The following is an 18,276-nucleotide window of genomic DNA, read 5'->3' as shown; positions in this document are numbered from 1 at the left end:
AGTGGATCAACCCGAACAAAACGGCTGTTCCACCGATCACCACGAATGAACGACGAGGTACGGACTTCATGAACGACCACATCCAGCCCGACGGCTCGGAAGCCTTCGAGCACGATCACGGGGCGCTCGGCGACGCCGAGTACGCGGAGTTCATGGAGCTCGCCGCCGTCGAGGGCTTCGACATCGAGGACGTCGAGGGGGCGATCGAGGCCGCAGGCCACGGGCCGCTGCCGGTGCTCGCCGTCATCGGCCGCCCGAACGTCGGCAAGTCGACCCTGGTGAACCGGATCATCGGCCGCCGCGAGGCCGTCGTCGAGGACAAGCCGGGCGTCACCCGCGACCGCGTCACCTACGAGGCCGAGTGGGCGGGCCGCCGCTTCAAGCTCGTCGACACCGGTGGCTGGGAGCAGGACGTCCTCGGCATCGACGCCTCCGTGGCCGCGCAGGCCGAGTACGCGATCGAGGCCGCCGACGCCGTCGTCTTCGTCGTCGACGCCAAGGTCGGCGCCACCGACACCGACGAGGCGGTCGTACGGCTGCTGCGCAAGGCCGGCAAGCCCGTCGTGCTGGCCGCCAACAAGGTCGACGGCATGAGCGGCGAGGCCGACGCGGCCGCCCTGTGGTCCCTGGGCCTCGGCGAGCCGCACCCGATCTCCGCTCTGCACGGCCGCGGCACCGGCGACATGCTGGACGCCGTCCTGGAGGCGCTGCCTGAGGCCCCCGCGCAGACCTTCGGCACCGCGGTCGGCGGCCCGCGCCGCATCGCGCTCATCGGCCGCCCGAACGTCGGCAAGTCCTCGCTGCTGAACAAGGTGGCCAACGAGGACCGCGTCGTCGTCAACGAGATCGCGGGCACCACCCGCGACCCGGTCGACGAGCTGATCGAACTCGGCGGTGTGACCTGGAAGTTCGTCGACACGGCGGGCATCCGCAAGCGCGTCCACCTCCAGCAGGGCGCCGACTACTACGCCTCGCTGCGCACCGCGGCCGCCGTCGAGAAGGCCGAGGTGGCGGTCATCCTGGTCGACGCCTCCGAGTCCATCTCGGTCCAGGACCAGCGCATCGTCACCATGGCGGTCGACGCGGGCCGCGCCCTCGTGATCGCCTACAACAAGTGGGACACCCTCGACGAGGAGCGCCGCTACTACCTGGAGCGGGAGATCGAGACCGAGTTCGCCCAGGTCGCCTGGGCGCCCCGGGTGAACGTCTCGGCGCGCACCGGCCGGCACATGGAGAAGCTGGTCCCGGCGATCGAGGCCGCCCTGGCCGGCTGGGAGACCCGCGTCCCGACGGGCCGTCTCAACGCCTTCCTCGGCGAGCTGGTCGCCGCCCACCCGCACCCGGTCCGCGGCGGCAAGCAGCCGCGCATCCTCTTCGGCACCCAGGCCGGGACCAAGCCCCCGCGCTTCGTCCTCTTCGCCTCCGGCTTCATCGAGGCGGGCTACCGGCGCTTCATCGAACGCCGTCTGCGCGAGGAGTTCGGCTTCGAGGGCACCCCGATCCACATCTCGGTGCGGGTGCGCGAGAAGCGCGGCACCAAGAAGAAGTAACGGCACCACGACCGGAGGGCGGCACCCGTGACGGGTGCCGCCCTCCGGTCGTGATCAGTGATCAGAAGGTCCTGCGGGGGGCCGGCGGGAGCGCCGCCGGGACGTGGTGCATCGCGGTCGGCGCGGCCTGCTGGCCGAGCTGCCCGACCCGCTGCCACTGCGACTGCTGCCCCACCCGCGCGCTCTGCGCCCCCGCGCTGTAGGCGCTGTAGGAGCTGCTGAACGACCCCGGGCGGGGCGCCGGGTAGGAACCCGTGTGGTGCGGGATGTTCCCGAAGGCGGTGAACCCCAGTTCGTCCTCGCCGCTGCGGTCGCCGGGCAGCGAACGGAACGTCTTGACGTACTCGGCGTAGAGCGCGTCATAGATCGGCGTGGCCGATGGGCCGCCGGACGCGTCCTGGGCCGGTCGCGCGGACGGGATCGACTGGAAGGACGGGCGGCGGGGAACGTCGTAGGTGTGCACGTATGTCCAAACGACGCGGCACGGGAAGGGATGCGGCTCGGCAGGCGGCCTCACGGGGGCGCGGGGCCGCGTCCGTGGACGCCCTTTCGGTCGCCGTACGGCCGCGGTCCCCGCCCGGTGGGCGAACTCAGGTGCCGGCGAGCGGAAGTGCCGCCCCGACCAACTGCCCGTTGGCCGCGGCCTTGTCCAGCGCGTCCCGCAGCAGGTCCTCCCGGGGCTGACGTCCGATGGAGCCCACCGGAGCCGCGAACATCAGCACCTGCTGGTGCTTGTTGGCGGCGGCCCGCCAGCCCTCCGTCACCTGCAACGGCTGGTGCGCCTGCCACCAGGCGACCGGCTGTCCGCCGTTCACCGAGGGCTGGAGCACCGCGTGCAGCTGGCCCATGGCGAGCAGCACGGACCAGCCGTGCTGCACCGGCGGCACCTCGGTCAGCTCGGACAGCGGCATGAAGCCCTGCTCGATGAGGAGCGGCAGGAAGTCGTCGCCTGCGCCGGTGGTGCCGGGCCGCACGATGGGCGCGGTCGGCTCGACGACCAGGGCCGGGTGCAACTCCCCGGCGATCAGGACGAGTCCGCTGGTGACGCCGAGCACCGCCTGCTCGGGTGCGACCTTGTCGGGGTCCAGGTCGACGGTGTCGCCGTTGATGGAGCGGACCGCGCCCTGGAGCTGCTCCTCGGTGACCTGGACGACCTGCGAGGGCAGGCAGGTGGAGTGGGCGAAGGCGAGAACGGCGGTCTCGTCCCCGATGAACAGGACGGTGCTGGTGCGCTCGTTATCGGAGTCGCCCGGGGTGCGGCAGGACGTGCAGTCGTAACTGCCCGGGGCGTTGTCTCCGGCGAGCAGCCGGTCGGCTTCTTCGTTGCCGATCTCGGCGCGTACCTCGTCGCTGACGTCGAGCATGCGCGGCACGGGTGACTCCCTCGGATGCGGTGCGTGGGCGAGGCGGGTGGCCCCCGGCTCGTGGTCCGGGTGGGTCCCCGGCTCATGAAGAAGACAACGGGCGATCTGTGGCCAGGGTCACGCTGGACGGCGAACGGAATCGAACCAACCTGCGCGCGCGGTCACGATGCGTGCGGAATTCGCCACTCCATGCCAAGTAACGGAGAGGTCACGGAAGTTGATCCGGTGAGCTGACTCACAGTCTGCGTGGGGGTCTGGTCGACAAATCCGGAAATGAGGGAACGAAGTAGGTGGCCGGAATTCGACGCTACCTACGGTAACCATCAACTGGCCTGGGATGACAGTGAGTTGGTTGATAACGAACCGTCAGCTGCCTAGATTGCTCCGCCGTGTGCAACGAGCACCGCTCGGGTACGTCCGCCGGCCGCGCAGAGCCAGACATCGCGCAGCACCACCGCCGGCGGACGGGCCGGGCGTGACGACCGCGTCCCTGCGCGGCCGACACGCCCCGGCCAGGGGGAGCCCGGGTTCGTAGAGAGGGATCTACATGTCCGAATGTGCCGATATCCACACCCGCACCTCGTCGCGCAAGACGGCGGTCCTCGCCGGGGCGATCCTGCTCGCCCCCCTCGGACTGCTCTCCGCGACCGGCAACGCCACGGCGGCCGACAGCGGGGTGTGGGACCGCATCGCCCAGTGCGAGAGCGGCGGCAACTGGTCGATCAACACCGGCAACGGTTACTACGGCGGGCTCCAGTTCTCCGCCGGTACCTGGCGCGCGTACGGCGGCACCGCCTATGCGTCGACCGCCGACAAGGCCAGCAAGGCACAGCAGATCTCCGTCGCCACCAAGGTGCAGAACGCCCAGGGGTGGGGCGCGTGGCCGACCTGCTCGGCGCGCGCCGGAGCGTCCGGCAGCGCACCGGGGGCCGGATCGTCCTCGGCCGAGTCGAGCTCCGCCAAGTCGGGCTCCTCGAAGTCGGGCTCCTCGAAGTCCGGTTCGTCGAAGTCCGGCAGCTCCAGGTCCGGCACCTCGAACTCCTCGCAGTCGGGTTCCTCGAACGCGCCGGAGCGCTCGACGGCCCAGACCTCGCGCGGTACGGGCCGTGGTGACTACACCGTCCGCGAGGGCGACACCCTCAGCACCATCGCGACCCGCCACGGGCTGACCTGGCAGCGGGTCTACGCCGCCAACAAGGCCGTCGTCGGCGGCGACCCCGACCTGATCGTGCCCGGACAGCGCCTCATGCTCTGAGCCGTACCCCCTCCCGGGACACGGTGACCCCATCCGGCGGGACGGCCGGGTGGGGCCCACCCACCTCGTGGGACACACTGGGCGCATGCTGGAGACCTCCGCCCGACTGCTGCGCCTGCTCTCCCTGCTCCAGGCCCACCGCGAGTGGTCCGGCGCCCAACTCGCCGACCGGCTGGGAGTCACCTCGCGCACGGTGCGCCGGGACGTGGACCGGCTGCGCGAGCTGGGCTACCCGGTCAACGCCAGCCCCGGCACCGGAGGCGGCTACCAGTTGGGCGCCGGCGCCGAGTTGCCGCCGCTGCTGCTGGACGACGACGAGGCCGTCGCCGTCGCGGTGGGGCTGCGGACGGCCGCCGGGCAGGGCATCGAGGGCATCGGCGAGACCTCCGTACGGGCCCTGGCGAAGCTGGAGCAGGTGCTGCCGCACCGGCTGCGGCGCCGGGTGGGCGCCCTGAACGCCTTCACCGTGCCGATGCTGCGCGGCCCGCGCTCCTCCGCCGTGGACCCGGCCGTCCTCACCGAGCTCGCCCATCTCTGCCGGGACGCCGAACGCCTGCGCTTCGACTACCGGGGACACGACGGCACGGCGACCCGCCGCACCGTCGAACCGCACCGCCTGGTGTGCACCGAGCGCCGCTGGTACCTGGTCGCCTGGGACCTCGACCGCGCCGACTGGCGTACGTTCCGGGTGGACCGCCTCACGCCGAGGCCGCCGCACGGGCCGCGCTTCGCACCGCGCGAGCCGCCCGCCGATGACCTCGCCGCGTACGTCTCGCAAGGCGTCTCCACGCGCGCGTACGCCACCCGGGCCACCGTCCGGCTGTTCGTGCCGCTGGCCGAGGCCGCCGAACGGATCTCGCCCTCGGCCGGGACGCTGGAGCCCGACGGCGACCGGGCCTGTGTGCTGCGCACCGGGGCCGCGAGCCTCGACGTGATGGTGATCCACGTGATGATGGCGGGCTTCGAGTTCGAGGTGCTGGAGCCCGTGGAGCTGATCGAGGCGATCAGGACGGCCCGTGACCGGCTTGATGGCGCTTTGGCTCGGGCTGCGGGATCTCGGCCGCGTACTGCGGATGGTGCAGGTCGAACGCCGGGGACTCCGAGCGGACCCTCGGCAGCGTCGTGAAGTTGTGCCGGGGCGGCGGGCAGGACGTCGCCCACTCCAGGGAACGGCCGAAGCCCCAGGGGTCGTCGACCTCGACCTTCGTGCCGTACTTGGCGGTCTTCCAGACGTTGTAGAGGAACGGCAGGGTGGAGAGGCCGAGCAGGAACGAGCCGATCGTCGAGACGGTGTTGAGCGCGGTGAACCCGTCGGCGGCGAGATAGTCGGCGTACCGGCGCGGCATGCCCTCGGCGCCCAGCCAGTGCTGCACCAGGAACGTGGTGTGGAAGCCGACGAACAGCGTCCAGAACTGGATCTTCCCGAGCCGCTCGTCGAGCAGCTTCCCGGTGAACTTCGGCCACCAGAAGAAGAAGCCGCCGAAGATCGCGAAGACCACCGTGCCGAAGACGACGTAGTGGAAGTGGGCGACCACGAAGTACGAGTCGGAGACGTGGAAGTCCATCGGCGGAGACGCCAGGATCACTCCGGTCAGGCCTCCGAACAGGAAGGTCACCAGGAAGCCCGTCGCCCACAGCATCGGGGTCTCGAAGGAGATCGAGCCCTTGATCATGGTCCCGGTCCAGTTGAAGAACTTCACGCCCGTGGGGACGGCGATCAGGAAGCTCATGAGGGAGAAGAACGGCAGCAGCACCGCGCCCGTGACGAACATGTGGTGCGCCCACACCACGATGGACAGCCCGGTGATCGCCATCGTCGCGCCGACCAGGGTGAGGTAGCCGAAGATCGGCTTGCGGCTGAAGACCGGGATGATCTCCGTGATGATCCCGAAGAACGGCAGCGCGATGATGTAGACCTCGGGGTGTCCGAAGAACCAGAACAGGTGCTGCCACAGCAGCGCCCCGCCGTTGGCCGCCTCGAACACCTGAGAACCGAACCGCCGGTCCGCCTCCAGCACCAGCAGCGCGGCCGCCAGCACCGGGAACGCCATCAGGATCAGGATCGACGTGAAGAGCGTGTTCCAGGTGAAGATCGGCATCCGGAACATCGTCATGCCGGGCGCGCGCATCCCGATGATCGTGGTGATGAAGTTGACCGCGCCGAGGATCGTGCCGAAGCCGGCCAGCGCCAGACCCATGATCCACAGGTCGGGGCCGATCCCCGGCGAGTACTGCCGGCTGTTCAGCGGCGCGTAGGCGAACCAGCCGAACGCCGCGGGGCCGTCCGGTGTCAGCAGCGAGCCCAGCACGGTCAGCCCGCCGAACAGGAACAGCCAGTACGAGAGCATGTTCAGCCGGGGGAAGGCCACGTCCGGGGCGCCGATCTGGAGCGGCATCAGCTCGTTGGCGAAGCCCGCGAAGGACGGAGTCGCGAACAGCAGCAGCATGATCGTGCCGTGCATCGTGAACAGCTGGTTGAACTGGTTGCTGTCCACGATCTGCAGCCCGGGCCGGGCCAGTTCGGCCCGCATCAGCAGCGCCATGATCCCGCCGACGAGGAAGAAGGCGAAGGACGTGATCAGATAGAGGTGGCCGATCTTCTTGTGGTCGGTGGTGGTCAGCCAGTCGACGACCACCCGGCCGCGGCCTCGGTGACCGATGTCCCCGGTTCGTGCCGCCGCCACGGTCTGCGTCCCCATCGCTCGCCCCTTCGTTCGCCCTGTCCCGGGCCCGCCGACGTCCCGGGTGCGTACGGAGGATGTGTGGGGGAGCCGTGTTTTTCCTATGAGCAGTCAGCTCCCGCGATCCCGCACGGAATCGTAATACGGCGGGGTCCGGGGACGGTACCCCGCGAACTTTCCGACGGGTTATTCGGGGCGGCCGGGCGACACGCGGGAATTGCGTTCGAATTCGCGCGGAAGGCGCACGAAACCGCTCGTCCGTGTGAGGGAGTTCGACCGAAACGCATGTCGTGATCCTGTGACAGAAGTGTGACCGGAGTGATCCGTATCGCCGGTCCGGGGTTCCCGGGGCGGGGCTCGCCGCCTAGCGTGGCGGTATGGCACCGAATCCCACTCCGCCAGCGGAGCCCCAGGACAATCCGGACGGATACGTCGGCCTCGAGGCCGCACGGGCCGAGCGGCTCGCGCGCGAACGGGGGTGGTCGACGGTGCGTGAGCTGGCCCCCGGGACGATCGTCACCATGGAGTACCGCTTCGGGCGGCTGAACTTCGAGGTGCGCGACGGGCTCGTGGCGCGGGCCTGGAAGGGCTGAGGCGCCCGAAGAGGCCGGGCGAGCACGGCGAAGGCCCCGGTTCCCGTCTTCGGGAACCGGGGCCTTCGGGCGCGGAACCGGGTTGTGCGTACCGGGGTCCCGCTGTTCGGGGAGGTCAGCCGCCTGTCAGCGGTCGGGCCGCGGAGGTCGCGGCACCGCGCGGGAGGCGGTCGGCGTGCGGTGGCCGACGGCTGCCGACCGGGGTGACCGGGGTGCGCTCCGAGCGGGTCGTGTGCGGGCCCGGCGCCAGATGGACCGGCGTGCGCGGCGGACGGGCCGGTTGCGCCGGCTCGCGGGCCGCGGAGGCCTCCTCCTGGGCCGGCGCGCCCGAGGCGAACGGGACGGGCACGGCGACGGGTGCGGCCGGTGCCGGAGCGGGTGCCGGAGCCGGGGCCGTACCGGCGCGGCGGTCGCGCCAGCGGTCGCGCAGGTCGAAGATCGCGACCTCGGCGCGCGCGATCAGCGGCTCGCACCAGGGCAGCGCCAGCAGGATCAGCAGACCCGCGGCCCAGCCGAGCACCACGTCACTGAGCCAGTGCGTGCCGAGGTAGACCGTGGCGAGGCCGACGCCGAGCGAGGTCACCGCGGACAGCGCGGACAGCCAGCGGCGGGCCCTCGGGGTGGAGGCCAGATACGCCAGGATTCCCCAGGTCACGACCGCGTTGGCGGTGTGGCCGCTGGGAAATATATCGCCGCCCAGGCCCATTTCGTTCGAGCCGATGGTGGTCGCGTAGTGCGGTCCGAGCCGGCCCATGCCGAGCTTGGCGGCCCCGACGGTGAGGTTCAGCAGCAGCAGCGAGGCGCCGAGGGTGAGCAGCGGGCGCAGGGTGTGCTGCCGCCACGATCTCCAACCGAGCCAGGCGGCGACCATCACGGCGGTCGGGCCGCGCTGGCCGAGGACCACGTAGTAGTCGACGAACCAGTGGATGCCGGACCACTGCTGGTACGGCCGGAAGAACATGACCAGCCAGTCGAGGCGGACCAGCCACGAGGTGATCACCACGAGCCACACGATCGCCAGGTAGAAGGCCAGGGTCGCCAGGAACAGCGCGACCCGGTGCCTGCTCATCTTCGGCACATCGATGTGGGCCGGTCGTTCCGGCTCACGGTCGAGCCTGGCGAACACCCGGTCCAGACGGGTGAGGTTTTGTTCGGTACGCACCTAAACGACGTTACAGCGAGTGAGCTCGAGACCCGGCCGATTCCGCTGGTTTGTGATGACGATGTGATGTGGCATTGCTCTCAGAAGGGCAATTATTCCTGTGGATTCGCTAATGGTCGAACAGCGTTCCCTTCAATTCCTTTGATCATTCCAGGAGATAGTTTTAGGGAACGTATGAAAGGGTTCACCGAAAAGCCGGATTCCCTTACGGCGGACCGCTGCCGTTCAGCCACCACGCGCCGTACACGGCCGAGGCCGCCGCGAGGCACCCCACCACCAGCGCCGACCTGGACGTCCGCAGCCGGGCCAGGGCCAGGGCGAGCGGCAGCAGCAGCGGGAAGGCGGGCAGCAGCAGGCGCGGCTTGGAGCCGAAGTAGCTCGACGCGCACAGGGCGAGCGCGAGGACCACACCCGCGTACACCAGCAGCGGAAGGGGCTGGCGCTGCCGCACGCAGACGACGTACAGCCACAGCAGCAGGGCGACGCCGACGATCAGCCCGAGGCCGGCGAGGGCGGACGGGAACGACGTGAACTTGTCGGCGACGAAGCGGGCGAAGGCGTAGCCGCCGTCGAAGCCGTTGCGCCAGCCCGCCTGGACGTCGAGGTAGCCGAGCGGGCCCTTGCCGGTGTGGTGGCCGACCCACAGGACGTATCCGGCGGCGCCGAGGGGCGCGAGGAGCATGCCGAGGGCGCGTGGCGCGACGCGGGCGGCGGCCGCCCCGGCCCCGCGCCGGGGAGCGGCGCACCCGGCCGGGGCCTCCCGGTCACGGACGAAGGACGCCACGCCCGCCGCCCACACCGCCGCGACCACCGCGAGCCCCACCGGGCGGGTCAGACCGGCCAGCGACGCGAGCACTCCCGCGGTCACCCACCGGCCGGTGAGCACCGCGTACAGCGACCAGGCGGCCAGCGCGGTGAACAGCGACTCGCTGTACGCCATCGACTGCACGATCCCGACGGGCAGAACGGCCCACACCAGCACCGCGCACACCCCGGCCCGGCGTCCGTACACGTGGTCGGCGACCGCGAACACGCCCCAGGCCGCGGCGAGCGACGCGAGCAGGGACACGACGAAACCGGCGTCAGCGTACGACAGCGGGGTCACCGCGTGCAGAAGCCTTTCCAGCCAGGGCAGCAGCGGGAAGAAGGCGAGGTTGGAGTGGACGTCGCCGTTCGGCAGACGGACCTCGTAGCCGTATCCCAGTTCGGCGACCCTGGTGTACCAGAGGGCGTCCCAGCGGGCGGTCAGCAGCGTGTACGCGCTCTTGTCGCGGGCGGCGCTCCACACGACCAGCGCGAGCAGACCGAGGGCACGCACGGCCGCGTACCCCAGGAGGGCGGGGGCCGCCCGGCGCGGGGTCGCGGAGCCGGGGGGCGTCACGCGCGTCTCAAGATCGGTCACGGGCTCGATTATCGACGGCCGCCCCGGCGACCGGGTCCGCCGGGGCGGCCGGGACCCCCGGGAGGAGGTGCGCGGAGGCGGGGCAGGGAGGGGTACGGGGGGTGACCCGGACATGGCGCGGGAGTGGCGTACGCCACATGGGTTGCCCGTGGGCGGTGAGAGGTCCGCCACGTGGCCCTGGCGCGAACTCGCGTACGCTGCGTTCCACTCGTGTTCGTTTGCGCGGGCCGGAGACACCGCTCCTCTCCGGCCGAGCCGCGGGGAGTCCCCACCCCGTGAGCCCGCCGAACCGGGGGATCACCTGGGAGGTACGTACATGTCCGGGACGACCACGGCCGCCGCTGGGCTGCGCCGTCGGGCGGCCGGGGCCGGTGCCAACCGCTGGGTCGTCCTGGTGGTGCTGTGCGTCAGCCTGCTGCTGGTCGCCGTCGACGCGACCGTGCTGCACGTGGCGGTGCCGGCGGTCACCGAGGACCTGCGGCCCGGCGCCATCGAGCTGCTCTGGATCGTCGACACCTATCCACTGGTCTGTGCCTCGCTGCTGATCCTGTTCGGCACGCTCGGCGACAAGGTGGGCCGTAGACGCATCCTGCTGCTCGGCTACGCCCTGTTCGGCGTCGCCTCCGCGCTGGCGGCGTTCGCCGGGACCGCGCAGACCCTGATCCTGGCGCGGGCGCTGCTGGGTGTCGGCGGCGCGATGATCATGCCCGCGACGCTGTCGATCCTGCGCCAGGTGTTCCCGGACCGGCGTGAGCGGGCGCTCGCGATCGGCATCTGGAGCGCCGTGGCCGCGGTGGGCGCGGCGGTCGGCCCGCTCCTGGGCGGCTTTCTGCTCGAGCACTTCTGGTGGGGCTCGGTCTTCCTCGTCAACATCCCGCTGATGCTGGTCAGCCTGCCGGTGGGGCGGCTGCTGCTGCCCGAGTCACGGGGCGCGGCGGACGGCCCCTGGGACGTGGTCGGCGCGCTGATGGCGGCGGCCGGTCTCTTCGGTCTCGTGCTGGGCGTGAAGCGGCTGGGTGGCGGGGAGCTCGGACTGTTCACCGTTGCGCCGCTGCTGGTGGGCGCGGGGCTGATCGCGCTGTTCGTCCGCCGTCAGCGGCGTCGCCTGCATCCGCTGGTGGATCTGGGGATGTTCGGGCGGCCGGCGTTCAGTACGTCGGTCGGGTGCATCGTGCTGGCGATGCTGGCGCTGGTGGGTCTCGAGCTGATCGCGGCACAGTACTTGCAGCTGGTGCTGGGGCTGTCTCCGCTCGAGACGGGCCTGCGACTGCTGCCCCTGACCTTCGCCGCGATGGCGGCCGGGCTGGCCGGGGCGCGGCTGCTCCGGCAGTTCGGGCCGCGCCGGATGGTGTGCGGGGGGTTCGTCCTCACGGCGCTGGCGGTGCTGACGCTGACCGCGATGGGCGGGTCGGACAACACGGGGCTGCTGCTGTTCGGGTTCCTGCTGCTGGGCTTCGGCCTGGAGACGACCTTGTTCGCGGCGTACGAGTCGATGCTGAGCGAGGCGCCGCCCGAGCAGGCGGGCGGGGCGGCGGCGATCGGGGAGACGTCGTACCAGCTGGGGGCGGGGATCGGGATCGCGCTGCTGGGAAGCGTGATGAACGCCGCGTACGCGCCCGGACTGAAGTCCGTGCCGGGGGTGCCGGCGTCGGCGTCGGACGCGGCGGGGCATTCGCTGGGCGAGGCGTACGAGGTCGCCGGGCAGTTGGGCGGGCCGGTCGGGGTCGCGCTGCGGCGGGTCGCGCGGGACAGCTTCGTGCACGGGTTGCATGTCACGCTCTTGGTGAGTGCGGGGTTGTTGCTGCTGGGGGCGCTGATGGCGTTGCGGTTGCCGCGGGTCATGCAGTGCGAGGCGCCTCCGGCGGGGGTGGAGCTTCCTTCGCCCCGGGAGGTCGTGGAGTCCCGCGTCTCCGCGTGAACCTCCCACCCACGCACCACCCCGTTTACTGTTCCTTGAAGGGTGGCCCGTTGCCCGTGGGGGCGGCTCGCCGTTGGCGGCTTGTGGCCTGCCGTGTAACGTCTGCGACGTTGGTGTAACTAGCGGTGCTAGTTTTCGGAGGCTCATTCATGTCCGCGTCCTCTCCCTTGCCCCCCTTCGACCCCGCCGACCCGCTCGGGATCGACGATCTGCTGGAGCCGGAGGATCTCGCGATCCGTGACACCGTGCGGAACTGGGCCGCGGACCGGGTGCTGCCGCAGGTCGCCGAGTGGTACGAGCGCGGGGAGCTGCCGGAGATCCGGGAGCTGGCGCGCGAGCTCGGCGCCATCGGGGCGCTCGGGATGTCGCTCAGCGGATACGGGTGCGCCGGTGCCAGCGCCGTGCAGTACGGCCTCGCCTGTCTCGAACTCGAGGCCGCCGACTCCGGCATCCGGTCCCTCGTCTCCGTGCAGGGTTCCCTCGCCATGTACGCCCTGCACCGCTTCGGCAGCGAGGAGCAGAAGCAGGCCTGGCTGCCGGGGATGGCCGCGGGCGAGATCATCGGGTGCTTCGGGCTCACCGAACCCGATCACGGCTCCGACCCGGCCGGCATGCGGACGTACGCCAAGCGGGACGGCTCCGACTGGGTGCTCAACGGCCGCAAGATGTGGATCACCAACGGGTCCGTCGCCGGGGTGGCCGTCGTCTGGGCGCAGAGCGACGACGGGATCCGCGGCTTCGTGGTGCCCGCCGGCACTCCGGGGTTCTCCGCGCCCGAGATCAAGCACAAGTGGTCCCTGCGGGCCAGCGTGACCAGTGAGCTCGTGCTCGACGACGTGCGGTTGCCCGCGGACGCCGTCCTGCCGGAGGTCACCGGGCTGCGCGGACCGCTCAGCTGTCTGTCCCACGCGCGGTACGGCATCGTGTGGGGCGCGATGGGAGCGGCGCGCTCCTGCTTCGAGACCGCCGTCGAGTACGCGAAGACCCGCGAGCAGTTCGGGCGGCCCATCGGGGGGTTCCAGCTCACCCAGGCCAAGCTCGCCGACATGGCGGTCGAGCTGCACAAGGGGATTCTGCTCGCCCATCATCTGGGGCGGCGCATGGACGCCGGCCGCCTGCGTCCCGAGCAGGTCAGCTTCGGCAAGCTCAACAACGTACGGGAGGCGATCGAGATCTGCCGGACCGCCCGTACCGTCCTCGGCGCCAACGGGATCTCGCTCGAATACCCGGTCATGCGGCACGCGACCAACCTCGAGTCGGTGCTCACCTACGAGGGCACCGTCGAGATGCACCAGCTCGTGCTGGGCAAGGCGCTCACCGGACTCGACGCCTTCCGCTGACCCGGCCCAGGGGCCGAGGCAGGGCCGGTGAGCGGCCCTGCCTCAGCTCTGGTTGAAGAAACCGTCCGTCCGGTGCGCGGACGGGTCCCCGTTCACGATCTCCGTGTTGGCGGGGGTCAGCAGGAACACCCGGGTGGACACCCGCTCGATCGAACCCCGCAGGCCGAAGATCAGCCCGGCCGCGAAGTCGACGACGCGCTTGGCGTCCCCGGCCTCCATGGCGGTGAGGTTCATGATGACCGGCACGCCCTCGCGGAACAGTTCACCGATCGCCCGCGCGTCCCGGAAGCTGTCCGGGGTGACGGTGCCGATCCGGCGGCCCTTCTCCTCGGCCGTGTCCGTCGCCACCTTCACGCGGGGGTCGGTGACCCAGGCGTCGCCGGAGTCGGTCCCCTCGGAATAGTCGTCGTCGTAGTAACGCTCGTCATCGTTGTCGTCGACGAGGCCAAGCCAGGCACTCGCCTTGCGCACCGATCCCATGGACGCCTCCTCTCACAGCGGTCTTTCTGCTTTCCGCATTCCCCATGGTCGTCCATGATGCGGATGTCGCGCCAAGTGGATAGACGCCGCGCGGGGGGTTTGTGACGGTACTGGTGCACAGCGCATACGTCGAGAGCCCGCGTCTCCCAAGGGTCGTACCGCATACGGCTGCTGACTGTGAGTGAAATATGATTCTTCGTGGCGAACGAGTGACGCACGGTGCGTCCGGGTGAACCGGGTGCCCCCGATCCGGCGTGACAATCGGTCGATAGCATGCCGCAGCTCAATGTCCCAAGGACGACGGGGGTTGTCGTGTTCGGAATCGTCAGGCCGTGCAGTCACCGGCTCGGAGAGGGTCTGAAGACCCAGTGGATGGCGCACCTGTGCGGGCTGTGTCTCGCGCTGCGCGGCGACCACGGGCAGTTCGCGCGGGTCGTGACCAACTACGACGGCCTGCTCATATCGGTTCTGACGGAGGCTCAGGCCGACCGGGTGCCGGCCGACGGATGGCGGCGGACGGCGGGACCGTGCCCGTTGCGCGGGATGCGCACCGCGTCCGTCGCGCAGGGCGAAGGCGCCCGGCTCGCGGCCGCCGTCTCGCTGGTGCTCGCCTCGGCCAAGGTGCGCGACCACGTCGCCGACGGGGACGGGCTGCTGGCACGGCGGCCCGTCGCCGTCGCCGCGCGCAGGGTCGCGGCGAGCTGGGGCCGGGCCGGGGAACGCGGCGGGGCCGCCGTCGGGTTCGACACCGCCGTCCTCGTCGACGCGGTGGAACGGCAGGTGGGCATCGAGACGCTCGCCGGGCCCGGCACCCCGCTGTGCGCCGTCACCGAGCCGACCGAGACCGCCACCGCCGCCGCCTTCGCGCACACCGCGGTCCTGGCCGGCCGGCCGGGCAATGCCGCTCCGCTCGCCGAGGCCGGCCGTCTCTTCGGCCGGCTGGCGCATCTGCTGGACGCGGTCGAGGACCGGGAGTCCGACGCGGCGGCCGGTGCCTGGAACCCGCTGACGGCCACCGGTACCCCGCTCACCGAGGCCCGCCGGCTCGCCGACGACGCCCTGCACGGCATCCGGCTCGCGCTGCGCGACATGGAGTTCGTGGACGGCAGGCTCGCTCACCTGCTGCTGGCACACGAGCTGGAGCGGTCGGTCGACCGGGCGTTCGGGACGCAGTCGTGCGGGCACGCGCACGCGCCGGAGGGTGCCTTCGGCCCGCCGACCGGCCCGTACGCCCCCCGAGGGCCGGTGGACCCCCACGCGCCCGGCAACCCCTTCGGCGGCAACCCCTTCGGCGGTGAGCCGCCGCGACCCGGGAAGCGGGGCTTCTGGGCCGGGTGCGCGGTCGCGCTCGGGCTGTGCTGCACCTGCAGGGCCTGCTGCGCCGACGAGTTCGAGGGGCCCTGGTCGCGGAAGAAGCGCGAGGGCTGGTGCCGCGACGGCTGTGACGGCTGCGATTGCTGCGACGGGTGTCAGTGCTGCGAGTGCTGTGAGTGCTGCTCCTGCGACTGCTGACGCGGCGTCACCGTTTCGGCCTGTGGCGCCCTGTGTGGGGCGCCACGCGGTGAGCGACGGGCATCCCTGGAACGTATCTCCGGTCGAGGACGCGGACTTCGTAGGGCCGTCCATCGGGACCGGCGGTCGGCCGTTCGCGTGCCGGCAACCCGCGGAGCCACGGCTCCGGATGCTCGAAAGGATCGATGATCATGCCCGGGCGCTCTGACAAAACCGTTCCGCTCGCCGTGAAGATCGTGGTGAGCGGCGGGCTCGGGGTCGGTAAGACGACCTTCATCGGGGCCGTCTCCGAGATCGACCCGCTCGACACCGAGGCGCCGATCACCCAGGTGTCGGTCGGGGTCGACTCGCTCGAGGGCGTGGAGTCCAAGACCACCACCACCGTCGCGCTCGACTTCGGACGGATCACGCTCGACCCGGCCATCGCGCTGTACCTGTTCGGCACACCCGGGCAGGACCGGTTCGCCTTCCTGTGGGACGACCTGGTGGAGGGAGCGCTCGGCACGGTGGTCCTCGCGGACACCCGGCGGATCGAGGAGTGCTTCCCGGCCGTCGACTACTTCGAGGCCCAGGGCGCGCCGTTCGTCCTCGCGGTGAATCGCTTCGACGGCGCCGAGCACTTCGAACTGGACGAGGTGCGGGCGGCGTTGGGGCTGAGCGCCGAGGTGCCCGTGCTGGAGTGCGACGCGCGCGAGCGCGGCTCCGTACGGGACGTGCTGGGGGCGTTGATGGATCGGGTGGTCGGGTTTCGCGCCGCTCCGGGGCGGAGGGCGGTCGGGGCGCGCTGATCGCCGTAGGGCAGGTGTGAAGTATGGCGAAAGTGATGGAAAAGGCGCATATCGAGGGGAGAGCGCGGAGGTGAAGGCGGAGCTGGGTGAGGGGAGAACGCGAAGAGGGCGCCCCGCGAACGGGGGCCGCAGTGGGTCAGCTCAACAGGAACAGGACCACACGCGACCGAAGTCGATGTGGGAGCGGGTGACCAGACACTGCTGCGGATGCATGGGCCAAGTGGAACAGGTCCCCGGTTACGCGTCAACCGACTTGAGACGTACCGCTCACAGTGTGGACGGCCTTGACAGTGAGGGGAAACGCCCACGTACTCTCGCTGCACGGCCCTGCTGAGGGGCTCGGCCGTATCTGCGCCGCGCGGCGCGCCCCATTCGGTGTGTGAAGGCACCTACCCGTGTTCGATCCCAGCTGTCACGGAGCCTTCGCATGTCTTCCGAAACCCTCGACCCCGAAGCGCCCGCCACCCTCGTGATCGTCGGGGCCGGGCCGCGGGGGACCGGTCTCATCGAGCGGATCGCCGCCAACGCCCCCGAGCTGTACGCCGGTTCGGGGCTCGACATCCATCTCGTCGACCCGCATCCGCCGGGCGCCGGACGCATCTGGCGGGCCGCCCAGTCGCCGCTGTTGTGGATGAACTCGCACGCCGAGGACGTCACCATGTTCACCGACGAGTCGGTGGAGATGGCCGGGCCGGTGCGGCCCGGCCCGACGCTGCACGAGTGGGCGGGCATCGACGGGCGCACCTTCGCCGACCGGCAGCTCCAGGGCTCCTACCTGCGGTGGGTGCACGAGCAGGCGGTCGCCGCCCTGCCGCCCGAGATCACCGTCCACCACCATCCGGGGCGCGCCCTGCGGGTGAGCGGCCCCCGTTCGGGACGCCAGCAGGTGTGGCTGGAAGGCCGGGATCACCCCCTGACCGCTGATCTCGTGGTCCTCGCTCTCGGCCATCTCGACGCCGAACTCGACCAGGAACAGCGTGAGTTGGCGGCCTATGCGGCGGAGCACGCGCTCGTCCATCTGCCGCCGGACTTCACGGCCGACAGCGACCTGTCCGCGCTGCCGGCCGGCGAACCCGTACTGGTGCGTGGTTTCGGGCTCGCCTTCGTCGACCTGATGGTGCTGCTCACCGAGGGGCGCGGCGGGCGGTACGAGGGGGACACCTATGTGCCCTCGGGGCGGGAACCGGTCCTGTACGTCGGCTCGCGGCGCGGTGTGCCGTACCACTCGAAGATCGGCTACGACTGGACCGGCGAACGGCCGCCGCTGCCCCGGTTCCTGGGGCCCGCCGAGATCGACGGGCTGCTCGCGCGGCCCGAGGGCTTCGACTTCCGGCGGGATGTCTGGCCACTGGTGGAGAAGGAGCTGGGCTTCGCCCACTACCACCGGCTGTTCACGGTCCACGCCGAGCGGACCGCGATCGCCTGGACCGACTTCGAGGAGAAGTACGAGGCGGCGTCCGAGGGCGCCGAGCGGGAGGCCCTGGTGGCATCCGCCGTGCCCGACCCGCGGGACCGGCTCGACCTGGCCGCCCTCGACCGGCCGTTGGACGGGGTGACGTACGGGTCCTTCGCGGAGTTCCAGGAAGGGCTGCGCGGCTATGTGGAGGACGACCTGAGCCGCCGTCACGACGCCGCGCACAGCACCGACCTGGCCGTGTTCCTGGGACTGCTGTCCGTCTACGGACAGCTGGTCCGGCTCGGCGACATCGGCTCCTGGTGGCACGGGTTCTTCAGCTACCTCGCCTCCGGGCCGCCGGGCCCCCGGCTGAGACAGCTGCTCGCGCTGTCCCGGGCGGGAGTGCTGCAGTTCGTCGGCGCCGACATGGCCGTACACGCGCGGGACGGGGTGTTCCGGGCGTCGAGCGCCACGGTGCCTGGTTTCTCGGTCGAGGCGCGGGCGCTGGTGGAGGCCCGGCTGCCGGAGCCGACGCTCCGGCGCGCCCTCGACCCGCTGCTGCGGGAGCTGCACGCCGACGGCGCGGGCGAGACCCCGGACGGGCTGCTGCGGGTGGACCGCGCCGACGGGCGGGTCCTGGACCGGGCCGGCCGGCCGCATCCACGGCGCTTCGCGCTCGGGCCGCCCACCGACGGCCGTACGCCGGGAGCGTTCACCCGGCCGCGCACCGGCGGCCCCGCGTTCCGGCAGAACGACGCCACCGCCCGGTCCGCCCTGGTGTTCCTGAGGGACCTGGGCGCCGATGCCGTCGGGTGAACCGCTCCACTTCGAAGCG

At 71.3% G+C, this 18,276-nt stretch carries 14 protein-coding genes and 1 pseudogene; 9 read left to right on the top strand and 6 right to left on the bottom strand.

Features of this window, described 5'->3' with window-relative positions:
* The first annotated feature begins 68 nt into the window (after nt 1-68).
* Nucleotides 69-1,550: a ribosome biogenesis GTPase Der gene (gene der, locus OG736_RS10780; protein ID WP_327182238.1), complete on the top strand. Its 1,482-nt coding sequence runs from the start codon at nt 69-71 to the stop codon at nt 1,548-1,550.
* Between the two features lie 61 nt (nt 1,551-1,611).
* On the opposite strand, the gene OG736_RS10775 is transcribed toward der, so the two are convergent.
* Complete coding sequence (locus OG736_RS10775; protein WP_327182237.1) at nt 1,612-2,013, bottom strand: hypothetical protein; 402 nt, start codon at nt 2,011-2,013, stop codon at nt 1,612-1,614.
* Nucleotides 2,014-2,140: 127 nt separating this feature from the next.
* The gene (locus OG736_RS10770) at nt 2,141-2,923 is read right to left on the bottom strand and encodes a DUF8842 C-terminal domain-containing protein (RefSeq protein WP_327182236.1); all 783 of its coding nucleotides are present in this window, start codon (nt 2,921-2,923) and stop codon (nt 2,141-2,143) included.
* 538 nt (nt 2,924-3,461) lie between these two features.
* Between OG736_RS10770 and OG736_RS10765 the strand changes: the two genes are divergently transcribed.
* Nucleotides 3,462-4,169 (top strand): LysM peptidoglycan-binding domain-containing protein, encoded by a 708-nt coding sequence (locus OG736_RS10765; protein ID WP_327182235.1) that lies wholly within the window; start codon nt 3,462-3,464, stop codon nt 4,167-4,169.
* Nucleotides 4,170-4,254: 85 nt separating this feature from the next.
* A complete protein-coding gene (locus OG736_RS10760) occupies nt 4,255-5,295 on the top strand; it encodes a helix-turn-helix transcriptional regulator (RefSeq protein ID WP_327182234.1) in 1,041 nt (346 codons plus the stop codon).
* On the opposite strand, the pseudogene ctaD reads toward OG736_RS10760, so the two are convergent.
* Nucleotides 5,294-6,868: pseudogene (ctaD, locus tag OG736_RS10755) on the bottom strand (aa3-type cytochrome oxidase subunit I); the annotation flags it as partial. The gene OG736_RS10760 and the pseudogene ctaD sit on opposite strands and share 2 nt — an antisense overlap.
* Before the next feature lie 359 nt (nt 6,869-7,227).
* On the opposite strand from ctaD, the gene OG736_RS10750 reads away from it, so the two are divergent.
* Nucleotides 7,228-7,443, top strand: a complete 216-nt coding sequence (locus OG736_RS10750) for an I78 family peptidase inhibitor (RefSeq protein WP_057602043.1) — start codon at nt 7,228-7,230, stop codon at nt 7,441-7,443.
* Between the two features lie 115 nt (nt 7,444-7,558).
* Here the strand turns inward: OG736_RS10750 and OG736_RS10745 are convergent, their stop codons facing one another.
* Both OG736_RS10745 and OG736_RS10740 read right to left on the bottom strand, forming a co-directional pair.
* Nucleotides 7,559-8,605: a phosphatase PAP2 family protein gene (locus OG736_RS10745; protein ID WP_327182233.1), complete on the bottom strand. Its 1,047-nt coding sequence runs from the start codon at nt 8,603-8,605 to the stop codon at nt 7,559-7,561.
* A gap of 205 nt (nt 8,606-8,810) precedes the next feature.
* Nucleotides 8,811-10,007 carry a mannosyltransferase family protein gene (locus OG736_RS10740; protein ID WP_327182232.1) on the bottom strand — a complete coding sequence of 399 codons (1,197 nt, stop codon included), beginning with the start codon at nt 10,005-10,007 and terminating at the stop codon, nt 8,811-8,813.
* A gap of 316 nt (nt 10,008-10,323) precedes the next feature.
* Here OG736_RS10740 and OG736_RS10735 point away from each other — a divergent pair, with 316 nt between their 5' ends.
* Complete coding sequence (locus OG736_RS10735; protein WP_327182231.1) at nt 10,324-11,925, top strand: MFS transporter; 1,602 nt, start codon at nt 10,324-10,326, stop codon at nt 11,923-11,925.
* Nucleotides 11,926-12,074: 149 nt separating this feature from the next.
* Complete coding sequence (locus OG736_RS10730) at nt 12,075-13,265, top strand: acyl-CoA dehydrogenase family protein (RefSeq protein WP_327182230.1); 1,191 nt, start codon at nt 12,075-12,077, stop codon at nt 13,263-13,265.
* 42 nt (nt 13,266-13,307) lie between these two features.
* Here the strand turns inward: OG736_RS10730 and OG736_RS10725 are convergent, their stop codons facing one another.
* Nucleotides 13,308-13,745, bottom strand: a complete 438-nt coding sequence (locus OG736_RS10725; RefSeq protein WP_020128186.1) for a cell division protein SepF — start codon at nt 13,743-13,745, stop codon at nt 13,308-13,310.
* Between the two features lie 312 nt (nt 13,746-14,057).
* On the opposite strand from OG736_RS10725, the gene OG736_RS10720 reads away from it, so the two are divergent.
* The 3 genes from OG736_RS10720 to OG736_RS10710 all read left to right on the top strand — a co-directional run bounded on the left by OG736_RS10720 (nt 14,058) and on the right by OG736_RS10710 (nt 18,257).
* A complete protein-coding gene (locus OG736_RS10720) occupies nt 14,058-15,257 on the top strand; it encodes a DUF5685 family protein (protein ID WP_327182229.1) in 1,200 nt (399 codons plus the stop codon).
* A 185-nt stretch (nt 15,258-15,442) separates the two neighbouring features.
* A complete protein-coding gene (locus tag OG736_RS10715; RefSeq protein ID WP_442817016.1) occupies nt 15,443-16,045 on the top strand; it encodes a GTP-binding protein in 603 nt (200 codons plus the stop codon).
* 427 nt (nt 16,046-16,472) lie between these two features.
* The gene (locus OG736_RS10710) at nt 16,473-18,257 is read left to right on the top strand and encodes an FAD/NAD(P)-binding protein (RefSeq protein ID WP_327182227.1); all 1,785 of its coding nucleotides are present in this window, start codon (nt 16,473-16,475) and stop codon (nt 18,255-18,257) included.
* The last annotated feature ends 19 nt before the right edge of the window (nt 18,258-18,276 follow it).

This window comes from Streptomyces sp. NBC_01334 (assembly GCF_035983595.1).
In the GTDB taxonomy this organism is placed as follows: domain Bacteria; phylum Actinomycetota; class Actinomycetes; order Streptomycetales; family Streptomycetaceae; genus Streptomyces; species Streptomyces coriariae.
This window is presented reverse-complemented; position numbering and strand designations above follow the sequence as displayed.

Bases quoted from the DNA above. Each gene is read 5' to 3' on its own strand.
- OG736_RS10715 (WP_442817016.1), top strand. From the start codon at position 15,443: ATGATCATGCCCGGGCGCTCTGACAAAACCGTTCCGCTCGCCGTGAAG.
- OG736_RS10710 (WP_327182227.1), top strand. From the start codon at position 16,473: ATGTCTTCCGAAACCCTCGACCCCGAAGCGCCCGCCACCCTCGTGATC.
- der (WP_327182238.1), top strand. From the start codon at position 69: ATGAACGACCACATCCAGCCCGACGGCTCGGAAGCCTTCGAGCACGAT.
- OG736_RS10735 (WP_327182231.1), top strand. From the start codon at position 10,324: ATGTCCGGGACGACCACGGCCGCCGCTGGGCTGCGCCGTCGGGCGGCC.
- OG736_RS10765 (WP_327182235.1), top strand. From the start codon at position 3,462: ATGTCCGAATGTGCCGATATCCACACCCGCACCTCGTCGCGCAAGACG.
- OG736_RS10725 (WP_020128186.1), bottom strand. From the start codon at position 13,745: ATGGGATCGGTGCGCAAGGCGAGTGCCTGGCTTGGCCTCGTCGACGAC.
- OG736_RS10750 (WP_057602043.1), top strand. From the start codon at position 7,228: ATGGCACCGAATCCCACTCCGCCAGCGGAGCCCCAGGACAATCCGGAC.
- OG736_RS10760 (WP_327182234.1), top strand. From the start codon at position 4,255: ATGCTGGAGACCTCCGCCCGACTGCTGCGCCTGCTCTCCCTGCTCCAG.
- OG736_RS10730 (WP_327182230.1), top strand. From the start codon at position 12,075: ATGTCCGCGTCCTCTCCCTTGCCCCCCTTCGACCCCGCCGACCCGCTC.